This window comes from Thermomonospora echinospora (assembly GCF_900108175.1).
Lineage (GTDB): Bacteria > Actinomycetota > Actinomycetes > Streptosporangiales > Streptosporangiaceae > Thermomonospora > Thermomonospora echinospora.
Genome location: NZ_FNVO01000022.1, coordinates 68,434 through 83,860 on the forward strand (window position 1 = coordinate 68,434; position 15,427 = coordinate 83,860).

Consider the following 15,427-nt stretch of genomic DNA (forward strand, 5'->3'; position numbering starts at 1 on the left):
CCAGTGACGCGCCCTGTCGGCGCTTGGAGGGGGGCGAGGTCAGGCGACCAGGTCCAGCAGCCGGGCGCGGTGGTGCCGGGGCGTGCCGCCCAGCAGTTCCCCGGTCTTGATCCGGCGCAGGTACAAATGCAGGTCGTGTTCCCAGGTGAAGCCCATGCCGCCGTGCAGTTGCAGCGCCGTCCCGGCCACCCGCGAGCACGCCTCACCGGCGATCACGGCCGCCTCGGCGACCCTGACCCGCCGGGCGCCGGTGTCACCGGTGTCCAGCGCACGGGCGGCGGCGCGCACCGTCACGCGGGCGGATTCGACGTCTACCGCCATGTTGGCGCAGTGGTGCTTGACCGCCTGGAACCCGCCGACCACCCGGCCGAACTGCTGCCGCTCCTGGACGTACCGGACCGTCATCACCAGCAGCCGGTCGGCGGCGCCGAGTGCGTCGGCAGCGTGATGCAACGCCAGGGCGTCGCCGAGGGAGTCCACCGTCTCCTGCGGCACGGTCGCCCATGCCCCGGCTTCGGCCTGCACCCCGTCGAGCGTCACGGCGGCGAAGTCGCGGGTGATGTCGAGCGATGTGCGCACCGTCCGGCTCAACCCAGGGGCGTTCGATGCGACCAGCGCCAGCACCGGGTCGCCTCCGGCACTCACGGCGGCGACCAGCAACCGGTCGGCGCCCGGCGCCCCGATCACCACGGGAATCCGCCCGTGCAGCGTCAGCCCGTCGTCCGGTCCGTGGGATGCCTTCACCAGTGACTTCCCCGGCTCGGGCACAACGGGCACCACGAGCACGGCTCCCATGGCGGCCTGGTCGGCGACGTCCGGGGCGAGGCCGGCTTCGTCCAGAGCCCGGCACACCAGACCGGCCTGCCCCAGGGGAAGCGGGGACGCTGCGCGGCCGAGTTCCTCCACGATCAGCGCGAGGTCGGCATGGGAGCCGCCCTCGGCGGTGCGCAGCAGTCCCACCAGGCCCAGCTCCGCCGCCGCCCGGAAGTCCTCGGGCCGCGCCAGGGCCGCCTCACCGCGGTCCGCGTGGGCCGCCACCAGATCGGTGTGCCGTTCCAGCCACTGGCGCACCGTCTCGACGAGTGCCTCCTGCTCGTCGCTGATCATGAGTTCCATATCGTCATCCTCCCGCCCCACGGCCTGGGTCCACCGCGCCCATGACATGAGTTACTGAGTTATCTGTTCTGGTTGCTCTGCAGGATGCCCCTGAGCTCGTGCTTGCGGACCTTGCCGGCCGCGGTGCGCGGCAGCGCTTCCACCACCATCAGCCGCTCGGGGGTCTTCTGCCGGGCGGCGCCATGGGCGGCGAAGTGGTCGCGCACAGCGTCCAGGTCGAGGTGGCACCCTTGCCGCAGGACGACGAACGCGCAGACCCGCTCCCCGTAGCGCTCGTCGGGTTCGGCCACGGCGACGGTCTCGGCGACGGCGGGATGGACGGACAGCAGGTCCTCGACCTCCTTGGAGGAGATCTTCTCCCCGCCCCGCACGATGATGTCCTTGAGCCGGTCGGTGATGGTCAGGTAGCCGTCCTCGTCCATCCGCCCGACGTCACCGGTGCGCAGCCAGCCGTCGGTGGTGAACGCTTCCGCGTTCAGCGCCGGGTCGCGGTAGCCGGCGAACAGCTCAGGACCGCGCGAGAGGATCTCGCCCTCACGCCCGGGCGGCAGGTCCCGGCCCTTGGCGTCGACGATGCGCACCTGCGTGCCGGGCATCGGCCGTCCGTCGGTCGTGGCCCGTTTGTCGCGGGGGTCGTCGACGCCGCCGGAGCTGATGGTCGGGTGCTCGCTGGAGCCGTAGGCACGGTAGGCGGCGATCCCGGTGCGCTCGGCGCGCTCCACCAGGACAGGCGGCACGCTCGCGGCGCCCACCAGATATTCGCGAAGACCGCCGACCCCGCGCCCAGTCCGCTCGGCGGCGTCCAGCAGCGCCGCCAGGTGAAACGGCACGCCCGCCGAGGCCGTCACCCCGTGACGGTGCACGATGTCCAGGGCGGTTTCGGCGTCCCAGCGCTCCATGAACACCGTCGGCACCCCGTAGATCAGGGCTCGCAGCAGCACGTTCAGCCCGGCGACGTGCCCGGGCGGGAAGGCGTCCAGGTAGCCGAAGTCCGCGCCGTACCCGGCCCGCATCTCGGCCATGGTGGTCAGTTCGGCGAGCATCGAGCGGTGGGTGTGCTGTACGCCCTTGGGGTCTGCGGTGGTGCCGGAGGTGTAGACGAGCACACAGACGTCGTCCGGATCGGCCGGCTCCAGCGGCCCGAGGGGCGCGTGCTCCTGCAGCGATTCCCAGGAGGCCGCTCCCTGGACGGCACCGGATCCATCCGCAACGGCGATCACTTGCCGCAGGCGCGGCAGGCCGTCCCGCATGGCGAGCACTTCACCGGCCCGCCCGGCGAACGCGATCAGAGCGGCGGCACCGGACTGCCGCAGCACGAACCCGACCTCGCGCAGGCCGTAGATCGGGACGATGGGGAGCACCACGGCACCGCGCAACAGCACCGCCGCGTGCGCGATCGCGCTCTCCAGACGGCTGGTCAGCTGGAGCGCCACCACGTCGCCGGGCCCGACGCCCAGGGCGGCCAGGCCCGCCGCCACTCGCAGAGCCCGGTCGTGCACTGACCGCAGGTTCGTGCTCTCGGTGCCCCGAGGACCGTGGAACACCAGCGCCGTCGAGCCGTGCCTGGCGGCTCCGGCACACAGCGCGGCGCCGAGACCGCCTTCCCCGGACCCCTGGTGACCTGCCGTTTCGGACACCATCCCACCTCCCGACAAACATAGTTCACGAAGTAGTCTATGTTAGTCCGACTGGGTCCGTCATCCATCGTGGGAGACACTTCATGCGCATTGAGGGCACCAGCGCGCTCGTCACCGACGTCACCTCCACCGAGCGGTCGCAGACCGCCATCGCTGCCGCCCAGGAGGCCGGGCCGCTGCGCGCGGTCGTGCACTGCACCGGCATCGGCAATCCCATCCGGATGGTGGGCCGCGACGGCACGCCCGGCGGCCTGCCCGGCTTCGAGCAGGCCATCGGCGTCAACCTGATCGGCTCCTGCAACGCACTGCGGCTGGGCGCCGCCGCCATGGCCGCCAACGAGCCGGTGGACGGCGAGACCGTCCGCCTGGACGGCACCATCCGCGTGGCCCCCCGCTGATCCGCCCCACGTCGAGTCCAAGGAGTCTTCATGTCGGACGAGGTACTGGTCGAGCACTCCGGCGGGGTCACCGTCATCACCATCAACCGCCCCCAGGCCCGCAACGCCGTCAACCGCGCCGTCAGTGACGGCATCGCCGCGGCGCTGGAGGAGTTCGAGTCCCGCAAGGACCTGACCGCCGCCGTGATCACCGGTGCGGGCGGGACGTTCTGCTCGGGCATGGACCTGAAGGCGTTCGTGGCGGGCGAGAACGTCGTGCACCCCGAGCGCGGCTTCGCCGGCATCGCGCACAAGCCCCCGCGCAAGCCCGTGATCGCCGCCGTCGAGGGCTACGCGCTGGCCGGCGGCTGCGAGATCGCGCTGGCCTGCGACCTGATCGTGGCCGCCGAGGACGCCAGGTTCGGCATCCCCGAGGTCAAGCGCGGCCTGGTCGCCGGCGCGGGCGGGCTGCTGCGGCTGCCCCGCCGCGTCCCCTACGCGGTGGCCATGCGGCTGGCGCTGACCGGCGACTTCCTCACCGCCCCCGAGGCCGAACGGCACGGGCTGGTCACCGAGATCACCGCACCCGGCAAGGCCCTGGAGGCCGCCCGCGCGCTGGCCGAGGCCATCGCCGCCAACGCCCCGCTGGCCGTCGCCGCCACCAAGGAGGTCATCGTCGCCTCCGCCGACTGGTCCTCCGACGAGGCGTTCGCCAAGCAGGACCAGGTCATCCATCCGGTGCTCACCTCCGCCGACGCCCGCGAAGGCGCCACCGCCTTCGCCGAGAAGCGCCCGCCCGTCTGGCGCGGCGAGTAGCCGAGCCGCCGTCAGGGTCCCGGCCTGGTCGACACGTCACCGAACCGGGGTCCTGATGTCCGTCTCCCTGACCAGAGCCGTTTCCGCCGGCCCCGCGGAGACTCTTGGAACAACGACGAAGATGGCTTATCGGTGACTGGACCGCTCAGCACAGGCCGTTCGAGTGGACGGCGGCCCTGGACCAGGTCATCATCAAAGTCAGGATCCTGCACCGGGACTTCAAGAAGCTGCTCGCCAACAACTCAAAATGAGCCGACTTCCAATTACAAGACACTAGTACTGTGAGTGGGACTGGTTCTGAAGTGTCGGGCTGAGCCAGCGGATTCCTTCGTCTCGGAAAGGAACCTCGGCTTCGAGCTGGCACAGGACGCCGATGGCGACGCCGAGTGCCCGCTGGGCTTGGACGAGATTCGGGGGGAAGGCCAGGCTGAGGCCGACGGGCATCGAGGCGGTGAGTCCTCCCAAGGCGTCGCGCAGGTAAGCGGCGTCGAACTTGAAGAGGTCGGTGTGCACTGGGGCACCGGTTCGAGCGAAGAGGTCCTTTAGGCGTTCGGCGTCCACACGTATGCCCGGGGGGAGGAACTCCAGCTCACGCAGGATGTGCAGGAGTTGTTCAGAGTCGTCCGCGAGGTGGATGCGCATCCACTTTTGGAGGGGGCTCTCGGTACCGGGCGAGTGGTGGTGGACGGCGCCGAAATCCAGGACGCCCAGGCGGCCGTCGTCCTGCAGGCGAAAGTTTCCGGGGTGGGGGTCGCCGTGCATGAGACCGCAGCGGGGGATGCCCGAGAACATGAGGCGGGTGAGCAGCAGGCCGGCGCGGTCGCGTTCCGTCTGGCTGCCCGATGAGATGATCTGCGCCAGTGGCGTACCGTCGATCCACTCGGAGACGAGGACTCCGCCGTTCTGCAGGATGACTTCGGGGATGTGGAAGTCTGAGTCGGTGCTGAAGCCGGAGCGGAATGTGCTCTGTGCCTGCGCCTCGTGTTCGTAGTCGAGCTCTTCGGCGATCCGGTCCATCAGTTCGACGGCCAGTGCCCTGCCGTCGAGTTCGGGGGCCACGAGCGAGGTGAACCAGCGCATCGCGAAGACGAGCAGGTCGCGGTCGCCGAGTAGTTGTTCCCGGGCGTCGGGATACTGCAGTTTGACCGCGACGGAGCGGCCGTCGTGCCACACCGCCCGGTGTACCTGGCCGAGCGAGGCCGCTGCGGCGGCATCGAATTCGAAGGAGGCGAAAAGGTCCTGCCAGGTGGGGCCGATGTCCTGCGCCATCACGCGGTAGACCATGTCGACGCTCTCTGGGCGGGCCGCGTCCTGCAGGCGGGCCAGGCGTTCCCGGTAGACGTCGGAGATCGAAGGCGGCAACACCGCCTCGTACACCGAGAGCACCTGACCGAACTTCATCACCCCGCCCCTGAGGCCGCCCAGAACCTCGAAAAGCTGGTCGGCAGTCCGTTCGTGCAACTCCAACGCGGATTCGTCGGTCAGCCTGCCGAGAACTTTCAGCCCGCTCGCGAGCCCAGCTCGTCCGGCGATGCCCAGCGGGAGTGCCGACAGCCGCACCATCCGGTTCAGCGCCTGGAATCTCATGACGTCAGTGTGAACGGCAGAGAGGGGTCGTCGCCTCGGCCGCCGGTCGTCCGTATGGCTATCACCGTGGTGTGATCCGATCCGACCACGGTCCGACGACGACGCGGTCGCGTGATGCCTAGGATCTGCCCATGGGACGGACCTACACCGGTTTCCTGCGGGGCGCCCCTCCCCGGCCTCTGCTGCGGTTCATCTCCCTGGTAGGTGTGGCGTGGGCGGTTCCGGCGGTCGTCCTCTCGCCGCTTCCCGTCGCCCGGACCGTGCTCGTCACCGGGTTCATCCTGGTGTGGGGCCGACAGGCGGCGCGGCCATGGCGACCTCCGGCCGGATCGGTGCCGTTCCTCGCGCTCGTGACCCTGATGCCGCTCCTCCTGGCTCCGACAGCCGTCGGCGACCCCGGCGGGTTCCGTCCCTTCCCCTTCGCCGAAGGCAGCTACGCAGACGGTGCTCTGGCGGTGGCCGCGGCACCCGTCTGGATCCACCTGGCCGTCCTGAGCGGGGGACGTGATCTGGCCTGGTGTGTGCCGGTGACGCTGCTGCTCGCCCCGGCCCGGCATCTGCTCACCGGGGATTTCCCTCTCTGGCCGGCCTGGATCATGTGGGAGGTCGGGTTCCTCCTGCTCGGCTCGGTCTTCAGAGTCCACGGCATGCTTTACGAGGCCCGCCTGCGGCTCGATCGCGAGGCCGTCGCCGAGGAGCGCCGGAAGATCGCCCGTGAGGTCCACGACCTGGTCGGACATGGGCTGGGCGCGGCACTGCTGAACATTGGCGCGGCCCGGCTCGCCGCCTTCCGGGGGGACACCCGGGCGACGATCGAGGCCCTGGAGGAGGCGGAACGGGCAGGTCGGCAGAGTGTGCGCGACGTCCATCGCGGGCTGGTCCTGCTGCGCGACCCCGCGCGGGCGGAGGGCGCGACGGCCCGGGCGCTTCCGACGGCCGAGGACATCGGTGAACTCGTCGAAGAGCTCCGCTCCGGCGGCCTCGCCGTCGATCTCACCACGCGCGGTGACCTGGGCGCCGTCGACCCCGTGACCGGACTCGCGATCTTTCGGGTCGTGCAGGAGGCCTTGTCCAACACCGCACGGCACGCACCTGGCGCGGCCGCCTCCATCACCGTGGACGTCGGAGAGCGGTTCGTCCGCGTGACCGTCGCCGATCAGGGTTCCACGGCCGCCGGGGGACGCTCGGCGGGCGGTGGCCTGGGCCTGATCGGTATGCGGGAACGGGTCACGGCGCTCGGCGGCACCCTGTGGGCGCAGCCGGAAGGATCGGGCTGGGCAGTCCATGCGACGATCCCCGTGGGGAGGGCCGCCAGGTGACGAGGTTGCTGCTCGTGGACGACCAGCAGCTCACACGCTCCGGTCTCATCCGGATCTTCGACGGCGAACCCGACCTCGAAGTCGTGGGGGAATGCGCCGACGGAGACGAGGTCGAGCGGGCCGCCGTGCGCCACCGTCCCGACGTCGTGCTCATGGACGTGCGCATGAGGCGTATGGACGGTGCTGAGGCGACCCGGCTGCTGCAGCGTCGGCCCGGGGCGCCCGCCGTGCTCATCCTCACGATGTTCGACGACCCGGACGTCGTCGCCGCCGCGCTCACGGCCGGTGCGGCCGGTTTCGTCCTCAAGGACGCACCCGGCGAGGAGATCATCCAGGCGACACGGGCGGTGGCCGCGGGGAAGGGCTGGCTGGATCCCGCCGTCGTACCGCAGATCTTCGACGCCTACCGTTCGGACCTTCGTCCGAGGCAGGCGGAGACGGCCCTGGTCGTCGAGCTGTCGCGGCGAGAACGTGAAGTGCTGTCCCTGATCGGCGTCGGCGCCACCAACGCGGAGATCGCGGCCCGCCTGAACATCGCTGAAGGAACCGTGAAGACCCACATCGGCCACATCTTCACCAAGCTCGAGCTCAGAGATCGGGCCGCAGCCGTCATCTTCGCCCTCCGCCACGGCCTCGCCGGCTGACCGTGATGCCGGTACGGGCGAGGCGACGGGGTCGACTGCGGGGGTGGCGGGTGGTGACTGGCAGGCAGATGGTCCAGCCCGTGGATTGTGGTCTCTTCGGCGCCCGGGGCGGTCCCGTTCTTGCGAGGCGGCCAGGGACGGTGCTGTTCTCGCCATGCTGGTGGGCTGCTACCGGCTGGGCGGGCGTCTGGAGCGGGCGGGATGGGCGAGGTGTGTAAGGGGTTCGATCAGCTCCTGCGGCGGGTGGCGGTCAAGCCGATCCGAGCCGACGTGCATGACCACATCGCGTTGTCCGGGCGGTGCGAGCCTGCCGACTCGGCTCCGGGCTTTCAGTGGGTCAGCTGAGCAGGCCGCGGCGGTAGGCTTCGCCGACGGCGGCGGCGCGGTCGCGCACGCCGAGCTTGTCGTAGATGTGCAGCAGGTGGGTTTTGATGCTGGCCTCGCTGATGAACAGCTTGGCCGCGGCCTGGCGGTTGGACGCGCCACCCGCGACCAGGGTGAGCACCTGTATCTCCCGGTCGGTGAGCGCGGCCTTGACCGGCCGGCGCACCTGGCCCATCAGCCGGCTGGCTACGGACGGCGACAGCACCGGCTCGCCGGCGGCAGCGGCGCGGACCGCGCGCAGCAGTTCCTCGGTGGGCGCGTCCTTGAGCAGGTAGCCGGTGGCGCCCGCCTCGATGGCGGGCAGCACGTCCACGTCGCCGTCAAAGGTCGTCAGCACCAGCGTCTTGATCCCGGGATGAGACGAGCGCAGCGCGGTGATCGCGGCCACCCCGTCCATCTCGGGCATCCGCAGGTCCATGAGCACGACGTCGACGCCGAGCGCCGCGGCCCGCTCGATCCCCTCGCGGCCGGTGGCCGCCTCGCCGGCCACCTCGATGTCGGGCTCGGTTTCGAAGGCCGCGCGCAGACCGCCGCGCACGATCGGGTGGTCGTCGACGATCAGCAGCCGGATCATGCCTCGCCCACCTGTGGTCCGGCCTGCAGGGCGGGGACGCTGGCGCTGATCGCGGTGCCCTCGCCGGGGACGCTCTCGATCTCCAGCGTGCCGCCGACGCCGCGCGCCCGCTGTCTCATGCTGCTCAAGCCGAATCCCCCGTCGCCGCTTCCGTCGATGCCCTTGCCATCATCGCGAATGTCGAGCAGCGTGACGTCGCCGGCGTAGGACAGGGTGAGGCCGGCCCGAGAGGCGGCGGCGTGCTTGCCGATGTTGGTCAGCGCCTCCTGGGCGATGCGGAACAGGGCGACCTCGATGGCCGGGCTGAGCGGCACCCGGTCGCCGGTGATCTCGACGTGCAGCTCGACGCCGGAGGCCTCGGACCAGTCACGGGCCAGGGCGGACATCGCCTCGGGGAGGTGGGCGTCGTCCAGCCGCTGCGGGCGCAGGGCGTCGACGGACCTCCTGGCCTCGGCCAGGCTCTCGGTGGCGAGGGCGAGGGCCAGCTCGACGTGCTCGGCGCCGTCCGGCACCCGCTTGGCGGCGCGGAGCTGGGTGATGATTCCGGCCAGGCCCTGGGCCAGGGTGTCGTGGATCTCGCGGGCCATTCGCTGCCGTTCGTCGAGCACACCCGCCTCGTGCGCCTGCGTCATGAGCTGGGCGTGCAGTCCGGCGTTCTCCTCCAGGGCGGCCTCCAGGTCCACGAGCGCCTTGCGATACCTGCGCTGCCGTTCTTCGACCCGGATGCTCAGGATGTGCCCGCCGCCGATCGCGAGGGTCTGCAGCGTCACGATCGCGACGTGGAAGGCGAGGAGCTGCACACTGGCCTGCAACCAGTCGATCGTGGAGCCGTACAGGACGGTGGAGGTCGCCGCCACCGCGGCGAACGTCCATTTCGACGGGGCGAACCGAGCGGCCAGGAAGAAGCCGGAGATCGTGTAGATGATGAAGATGGGATCGCGCAGGGAGAGCGCGGTGGCGGTCGTGAGCACGCCGATGAAGTGGATGACGGTCGCCGCCCGCCGGGCCCGCAGCCGGGCGGGCAGCAGGGTGTGCGCGCCGATCAGCCAGGCCAGCGCCAACGCCGCGAGCGCCAGGGTGGCCGGGACCGTGCCCGCCGGGTGACCGGGCACGGCCAGGCTGATGGCCAGCGAGACGCCGAGCGTCAGGTAGGGGACCCACTCCGCGAAGCGCTCGAAGCGCTGTTCCCATTTCGACGGGGGGAAGGGGTCGGTCATGACGCGGAGTTTAGGCGCAGCGGGATCATGACGGCGTAGCCGTACAGCAGCAGGCCGAGGGCGATCATGAAGGCGATCGTGGGCCACTGCCAGACCTCGGGCAGGTGCAGGGCGAGGAACCAGACGGGGTCGCGAACGCCGATGATCTTGAAGGCCATCGGCACCAGCCCCTGGGGGAACAGCGGCAGCCAGGCGACGGAGTAGCAGAAGGTGACCGCGGCGCGGTGCTTGAACGGGAGGTCGGACGTCGCCAGCCTGCCCTGGTAGCGCGTCGGCGTGGGAGCCGGGCCGTGCTTCATGAGGTTGAGCAGCTCCGGCCCGGCGGAGGCGAGCTTGAGATGGGCGAGCCTGCCCAGTCCCCAGGCGCTGAGGGCGCCGCCGGCCAGCCCGACCGGCAGGCCCGCCCACGGTTGGAGCAGGATCGCACCGGCCACAGGGAGCGCCGTGGCGGGCACCGCGACCAGCATCAGCCACATGAGCCCGGTCTCCGCGCCCTCGTCGGCGCCGGTGCTGAGGGGGTTGCCGCCGCGCTTGTGCGGGTCGGTGCCGGGGACCAGGGAGGTGACCGCGACCAGAACGATCAGCCCGGCCGCGCCGCCGAGTACGGCGGGCAGCAGGCCGAGCACCCACGGCCAGGCCCAGCCCTGGCCGCTGACCGCGGTGCCGACCAGGGAGAGCAGGACGGCGGGCGGGCCCACGACCAGCAGCCAGGCCAACTGCCTGCCGCGGACGTCGGCGCGTTCGGCGCCCGGCGTCATCAGGGTCAGCCAGAGCGCGGTCCCGTCCGTGCCGTACATGTTGGCCGAGGCGCCGGCCGCCATCACCGCCGCGATCAGTCCGGTGAACGGCACCATGATCCACACGTCGAGGGTGACGAGCAGCAGCGGGAACACCAGGGCGTAGGACAACGCGATGCTCAGCAGTTGGATCCGGACCAGGTCGCGCCACCAGGCGCGCAACTCCTTGGCGGCCACCGCGCGGGCACCACCGACCAGGGGAAACGGGCGCGGCCTGCCGCGGCGTGCCGGCACGCCGCCGCGCGCGACCGAGGTCACCCGCCGCGACAGCAGTGCGGCCCAGGCTGACAGCAGCAGCGCCACCGCCGCGCCGTTGGCGGCCAGGATGCCAAGCGCGACCGGCCAGGACGACTCGACCGCGGCCACGCCCCACCCAGACGGCAGCGCCTTGAGCAGGCCGTCGACCCACGACGGGCCGCCCCCGGCAGACAGGCTGCCGCCCGCGCCGAGGGCGACGGCCGGAGCCCACCCGTTGCCGCACAGCGCGAGCGCCGACCCCATGACCAGACCCGCGGCCGCGGCCGCGGCGCGCGACCGGACGAACAGGGCCAGCAGCGCCACCACGACCCGGGACACCACCACCAGCGTGACCAGCGTGAGCACCGCGGCGAACACCCCGGCCAGGAGGCCGAGCGGGCCAAAGCGCCAGCCGTGGACCGGCAGCGAGAGCAGCGCCGCGAAGGTGACCGCGGGGGCCGGCCCGGCGAACGCCCCGGCCAGCAACGCCGCGGCCCTCCGGCGCGGCGTGGCCGGGATCATGGCGAAGTACTCGGGCCGGAGCGACTCGTCGCCGCCACCGCTCAGCACCGGACCGAAGATCCAGCCGGTCAGCCAGCCGGCCAGCGTCAGCGGCAGCAGCTCCGGCCAGAGCACGGCCACCACGATCGTGCCCACCGCCAGCAGCAGCCCGACCAGCACGCCCGAGACCAGGGTCGTCGCCCGGTCACCGCGCATCGAGTGCCGTAGCACCGCCAGCCGCATCCGGATCATGACGTGAGCCATGCCAGTCCCTCCCGTACCTCGGCGCGGGCACCGACCAGCTCGATGAAGGCCTCCTCGAGGGAACCGCCGCCACGCACCTCGGCCAGCGGACCGGCCGCGGCCACCCTGCCACCGGAGATGACGGCCACGTGGTCGCAGAGCTGCTCGACGAGGGCCATGACATGACTGGAGATGATCACCGAGCCGCCACCCGTGACGAACCTGCGCAGGATCGTCCTGATCGTGGCCGCGGAGACCGGGTCGACGGCCTCGAACGGCTCGTCGAGGACCAGCAGCCGGGGTGCGTGCAGCAGCGCCACGGCCAGCCCGATCTTCTTGCGCATGCCAGTGGAGTACTCGATGACCAGCGCCCGCTCGGCCGAATCCAGCTCCAGCACGCTCAGCAGTTCCGCCGCCCGCTCGGCCACCACGCCGGGCGGCAGACCGCGCAGCAGGCCGAGGTAGGTGAGCACCTCGCGACCGGTCAGCCGCTCCGGCATCGCGTTCCCGTCGGGCAGCACGCCCACCAGGGACTTGGCCTCCACGCCCGAACGCCAGACGTCGACACCGAAGATCTCCGCCCTGCCCGCATCCGGACGCAGCAGGCCCACGGCCATCGCCAGCGTGGTCGTCTTGCCCGCACCGTTCGGACCGACCAGGCCGTAGAACGATCCGGCGGGCACCGTCAGGCCGACATCGTCGACCGCGACGTGGTCACCGAACGCCTTACGGAGCCCGGTGGTCCTGAGTGCGGGTTGCCGCTGTGTTCGCATGCACCGAGCATCGTGACCGGTGCGGCGGTCGCGGATCGCCCGTCCGGTGATCGCAGCGGTGGATCCCGGCATCAACCGATCGGTTGACGCCGAGGCCGACGATCGGATGCGGAAACCCGCCCGTCACGCCGCCAGGTCCAAGGCGGAGAAGTCGACCTCCTTCAGCAGGGGGTTGAACGCCGCGGGGACGAGCGTGAGCTCGTCGGTGGCGTAGGTCCCGAACCGAGTGATGTGGGAGCGCAGGTAGGGCGACAGGGCGGCAGGTGCAGGACTCGGCCTTGTTGGTCGCAGCCGTCACCCGGGCGCGAACGGGCAGGGCAGGCGCTGGTGATCGAGGCCACCTCCCCGGAGCAAGGCATGAGAGGCGGCCGGCTCTCACGCCTTGCCGGGTGGTTCGACGGGCGTGTCAGGGGGTTCGGACGCGTCCGCCGGGACGGGCCAAGCCGCGTATGGACAGGCCGCTGTCGGCGCTGATCATCGTTCCGGTCACATGGCCGGAGTCGGTAGCGTTGGCGAGCAGCGTGTACAGGCCGCCGTAGGACTCGGTGGACGGTACCTCCTGGAGCGGCAGGACGGCGGCGGTCCCCTCCAGCACTGAATCCGACCGTTCCTGGCCCAGGGCGTCGATGCCGCGCAGTCGCGTCGGCGCGATGCCCGGCGCGATCCCGTTGACCCGCACGTCGGGGGCGAGCTCGTAGGCGAGCTGGCGGACGACGCCAAGCAGTGCGTGCTTGGACGCGGTGTACAGGGCGCCGCCGCCGGAGGCGTGGAAGCTGGCGTACGAGCCCGTCATGATGACCGCCCCCCGGCTGGCGATCAGGGCGTCGGCCGCGGCCCGCACCGCCAGCAGCCCGGCCAGCACATTCACCGCGAACAGCTCCTGGAACGCCCCGGTCAGGTCCGGCCCGTCGATGTCCAGCAGCGGGCGGGCGCCGTCGGTGATGCCCGCATTGACGACCAGCACGTCCAGGCCGCCGAACTCCGTCACCGCAGTCCGCACCGCCGCGACGTTGCCCTCCCACGACCGCACGTCCACGGCCAGCGGAACGACCGCTCCCCCGCACTCGTCGGCAAGGCTCGCCAGCCCCTCCTCATCGATGTCCACGGCGACGACCCGCGCGCCCTCGGCGACGTAGCGGGCGACCACCGCGCGGCCGATGCCGGCCCCCGCGCCGGTGAGGATCACTGATTTCCCCTCGAGAGCACCCACGGGCTCCCCCTTTCTGATTCGTATACGGGGCGGCCCGCCCGGGACGCCCCGTTTTCCCGGGGTCTGAGGTCGTCCCCCCAGACCGGACGCGTCAGGCGGGGCGCGCGGCGAAGAACGCGTCGTGCAGCGCGTCGAGCACGCGTCCTGGGCGGCGTGCGCCGCCGAGGACGACGACCTGCGCGCCGGTTTCGCGCACGGCGTCGGCCAGGGCCGGATCCGTCGTGTACCCGGTCGCCGCGAGGACCGTGGCGGCCGGGATCGACCCGCCGTCGGCGGTCCGCGCGCCGCCGTCGTCCGCGCCCGTCACCGTCGTGCCGGTGATGACCTTGACGCCGGCCTCGACGAGCAGCCCCGGCAGGGCTCCCGCGTCGGTGAAGACCTCGCGGTTGGCCAGCAGCGCCGGCGCCGCCTCGACGATCGTGACGTCGTGGCCCGCGTCCGCCAGCCACAGGGCGGTGTCCACGCCGGTCAGGCCGCCCCCGGCCACGACCACGGGCGAGGCGACCTCGCCCGGGTCGGTCAGGTCGCGGGCGTGCCGGGCCCCGTCCAGCGGCCGGGCGACCCCGCCGGTGGCCACCATGACCAGGTCGTACCCCGCGAGCATGGCGGCGTCGGCGCGTTCGGCCACCACGGTCACCTTCCGGGCCTCGATCTGGTGGACGAGGTGGGCGCGCAGGTCGGCCAGGTCCTGCTTACGGGCCGAGCGGGTGGCCGCGACGAGCGATCCGCCGAGCGGGCCCGGCTCGAACAGCGTCACCTCGTGCCCCCGGTCGGCGAGCACCGCCGCCGCGCGCAGCCCGGCGGGGCCGCCGCCGACGACCGCCGCGCGGCGCGGGGCCGGCGCGGGCTCGACCGGGTAGCGGTACTCCTCCCCCATGGCGGGGTTGACCGTGCAGCCGGTGCTGCGGCCCACGTTGAGGCCCCGGTCCAGGCAGCCGTCGTTACAGCGGATGCACGGGACGATGTCCAGCAGCCGCCCCTCCTGGGCCTTGCGGGTCCAGTCGGGGTCGGCGAGCATCGCACGGCCGAGTGAGACGAAGTCGGCGCTGCCCGACTCCAGGATCTCCGCGGCGACCACCGGGCTCACCAGCGAGCCGGAGCCGATGACCGGGACGGACACCGCCTCCTTGATCTTCTCCCAGCCCCACCGGTGCGGCGCGCGGGGCATGTACCACGGGCTGACCTCGTACTCCATCAGCGCGTGGTGGCCGCCGGAGGCGTGAATGACGTCGACTCCGGCCTCCTCCAGCCGCCGTGCCAGTTCCACGCTCTCCTCGATCGGGATGCCGTCGGCCTCGTAGTCGGTGACCGACAGCCGGAAGCTGAGCGGGAAGTCGCGCGGGATCCGGGCGCGGATCGCCGCGGCGACCTCCAGCGTGAGCCGCGCCCGGTTCTCGAACGAGCCACCGTAACGGTCGGTGCGCTTGTTGGTGTGCGGGGACAGGAAGTTGGTGAGCAGGTAACCGTGCCCGGCGTGCACCTCGACCATGTCGAACCTGGCGAGGTAGGCACGTTCGGCGGCATCGGCGAACGCGGCGACCACGCCCGCGATCTCCGCCTCGGTCATCGGCGCCGGCCGCTGGCCGTACTGCGACTCAACGTAGTCCCAGGACACCTCGGAGGCTGCCTTGATCGGCGCAGTTCCGAGGAACTTCTGCCGGCCGCAGTGCTCGAGCTGGATGCCGATCTTCGCGCCGGCGGCGTGCACCTCGTCCACCAGCCAGCCCAGGCCCGGGATGTGCTCGCGGCGGGAGATCCCGAGCTGGGCGTGGATGGACTTGCTGGCGTCGTCGTCCACATAGCTGTACTCGACCATGATCAACCCGACGCCGCCCTCGGCGAGCCGCTTGTAGTGGTTGACCAGCCGCTGGGTGACGGTGCCGTCCTGGTTGGCCAGGGCCGTGGTCTGAGGCGACTTGATGACGCGGTTCTTCAGGTCCAGGCTGCCGATCCGGCCGGGCCGGGACAGGGCTTGCAGGGTCATGCGACCTCCGT

The 15,427-nt window shown here is 71.7% G+C and carries 13 protein-coding genes; 4 read left to right on the top strand and 9 right to left on the bottom strand.

Translation table 11 applies throughout. The features are described from left to right. Window positions 1-39 precede the first annotated feature (39 nt). On the bottom strand, window positions 40-1,116 hold the full coding sequence (locus C4U03_RS32755) for an acyl-CoA dehydrogenase family protein (protein WP_103943524.1): 1,077 nt from the start codon (window positions 1,114-1,116) through the stop codon (window positions 40-42). 59 nt (window positions 1,117-1,175) lie between these two features. Next, window positions 1,176-2,756, bottom strand: a complete 1,581-nt coding sequence (locus tag C4U03_RS32760) for a class I adenylate-forming enzyme family protein (protein WP_103943526.1) — start codon at window positions 2,754-2,756, stop codon at window positions 1,176-1,178. Window positions 2,757-2,836: 80 nt separating this feature from the next. Between C4U03_RS32760 and C4U03_RS32765 the strand changes: the two genes are divergently transcribed. Both C4U03_RS32765 and C4U03_RS32770 read left to right on the top strand, forming a co-directional pair. Next, window positions 2,837-3,151, top strand: coding sequence for a Rossmann-fold NAD(P)-binding domain-containing protein (locus tag C4U03_RS32765; RefSeq protein ID WP_103943527.1), 315 nt, complete (start codon window positions 2,837-2,839; stop codon window positions 3,149-3,151). Window positions 3,152-3,181: 30 nt separating this feature from the next. Beyond that, window positions 3,182-3,946, top strand: a complete 765-nt coding sequence (locus C4U03_RS32770; RefSeq protein ID WP_103943529.1) for a crotonase/enoyl-CoA hydratase family protein — start codon at window positions 3,182-3,184, stop codon at window positions 3,944-3,946. Between the two features lie 273 nt (window positions 3,947-4,219). Here C4U03_RS32770 and C4U03_RS32775 read toward each other — a convergent pair whose 3' ends face one another. Then, window positions 4,220-5,533: an ABC1 kinase family protein gene (locus C4U03_RS32775; protein WP_103943531.1), complete on the bottom strand. Its 1,314-nt coding sequence runs from the start codon at window positions 5,531-5,533 to the stop codon at window positions 4,220-4,222. A gap of 131 nt (window positions 5,534-5,664) precedes the next feature. On the opposite strand from C4U03_RS32775, the gene C4U03_RS32780 reads away from it, so the two are divergent. Both C4U03_RS32780 and C4U03_RS32785 read left to right on the top strand, forming a co-directional pair. Then, window positions 5,665-6,852 carry a sensor histidine kinase gene (locus C4U03_RS32780; protein WP_103943534.1) on the top strand — a complete coding sequence of 396 codons (1,188 nt, stop codon included), beginning with the start codon at window positions 5,665-5,667 and terminating at the stop codon, window positions 6,850-6,852. Continuing rightward, window positions 6,849-7,496, top strand: coding sequence for a response regulator (locus tag C4U03_RS32785; RefSeq protein WP_103943536.1), 648 nt, complete (start codon window positions 6,849-6,851; stop codon window positions 7,494-7,496). Before C4U03_RS32780 ends, C4U03_RS32785 begins: the two co-directional genes overlap by 4 nt. Window positions 7,497-7,833: 337 nt before the next feature. Here the strand turns inward: C4U03_RS32785 and C4U03_RS32790 are convergent, their stop codons facing one another. From C4U03_RS32790 to C4U03_RS32815, 6 genes are all read right to left on the bottom strand, one after another. Beyond that, window positions 7,834-8,454 (bottom strand): response regulator, encoded by a 621-nt coding sequence (locus C4U03_RS32790; protein ID WP_103943538.1) that lies wholly within the window; start codon window positions 8,452-8,454, stop codon window positions 7,834-7,836. After that, entirely contained in the window at window positions 8,451-9,671 is a 1,221-nt protein-coding gene (locus tag C4U03_RS32795) for a sensor histidine kinase (RefSeq protein ID WP_103943540.1), read from the bottom strand. Before C4U03_RS32795 ends, C4U03_RS32790 begins: the two co-directional genes overlap by 4 nt. Then, window positions 9,668-11,470, bottom strand: a complete 1,803-nt coding sequence (locus C4U03_RS32800) for a hypothetical protein (RefSeq protein WP_146087606.1) — start codon at window positions 11,468-11,470, stop codon at window positions 9,668-9,670. Before C4U03_RS32800 ends, C4U03_RS32795 begins: the two co-directional genes overlap by 4 nt. After that, window positions 11,455-12,222 (bottom strand): ABC transporter ATP-binding protein, encoded by a 768-nt coding sequence (locus tag C4U03_RS32805; RefSeq protein WP_103943544.1) that lies wholly within the window; start codon window positions 12,220-12,222, stop codon window positions 11,455-11,457. Before C4U03_RS32805 ends, C4U03_RS32800 begins: the two co-directional genes overlap by 16 nt. Window positions 12,223-12,628: 406 nt before the next feature. Further along, window positions 12,629-13,432 carry an SDR family NAD(P)-dependent oxidoreductase gene (locus tag C4U03_RS32810; protein ID WP_103943545.1) on the bottom strand — a complete coding sequence of 268 codons (804 nt, stop codon included), beginning with the start codon at window positions 13,430-13,432 and terminating at the stop codon, window positions 12,629-12,631. Between the two features lie 91 nt (window positions 13,433-13,523). Further along, entirely contained in the window at window positions 13,524-15,416 is a 1,893-nt protein-coding gene (locus C4U03_RS32815; protein WP_103943547.1) for an NAD(P)/FAD-dependent oxidoreductase, read from the bottom strand. Window positions 15,417-15,427 lie beyond the last annotated feature (11 nt).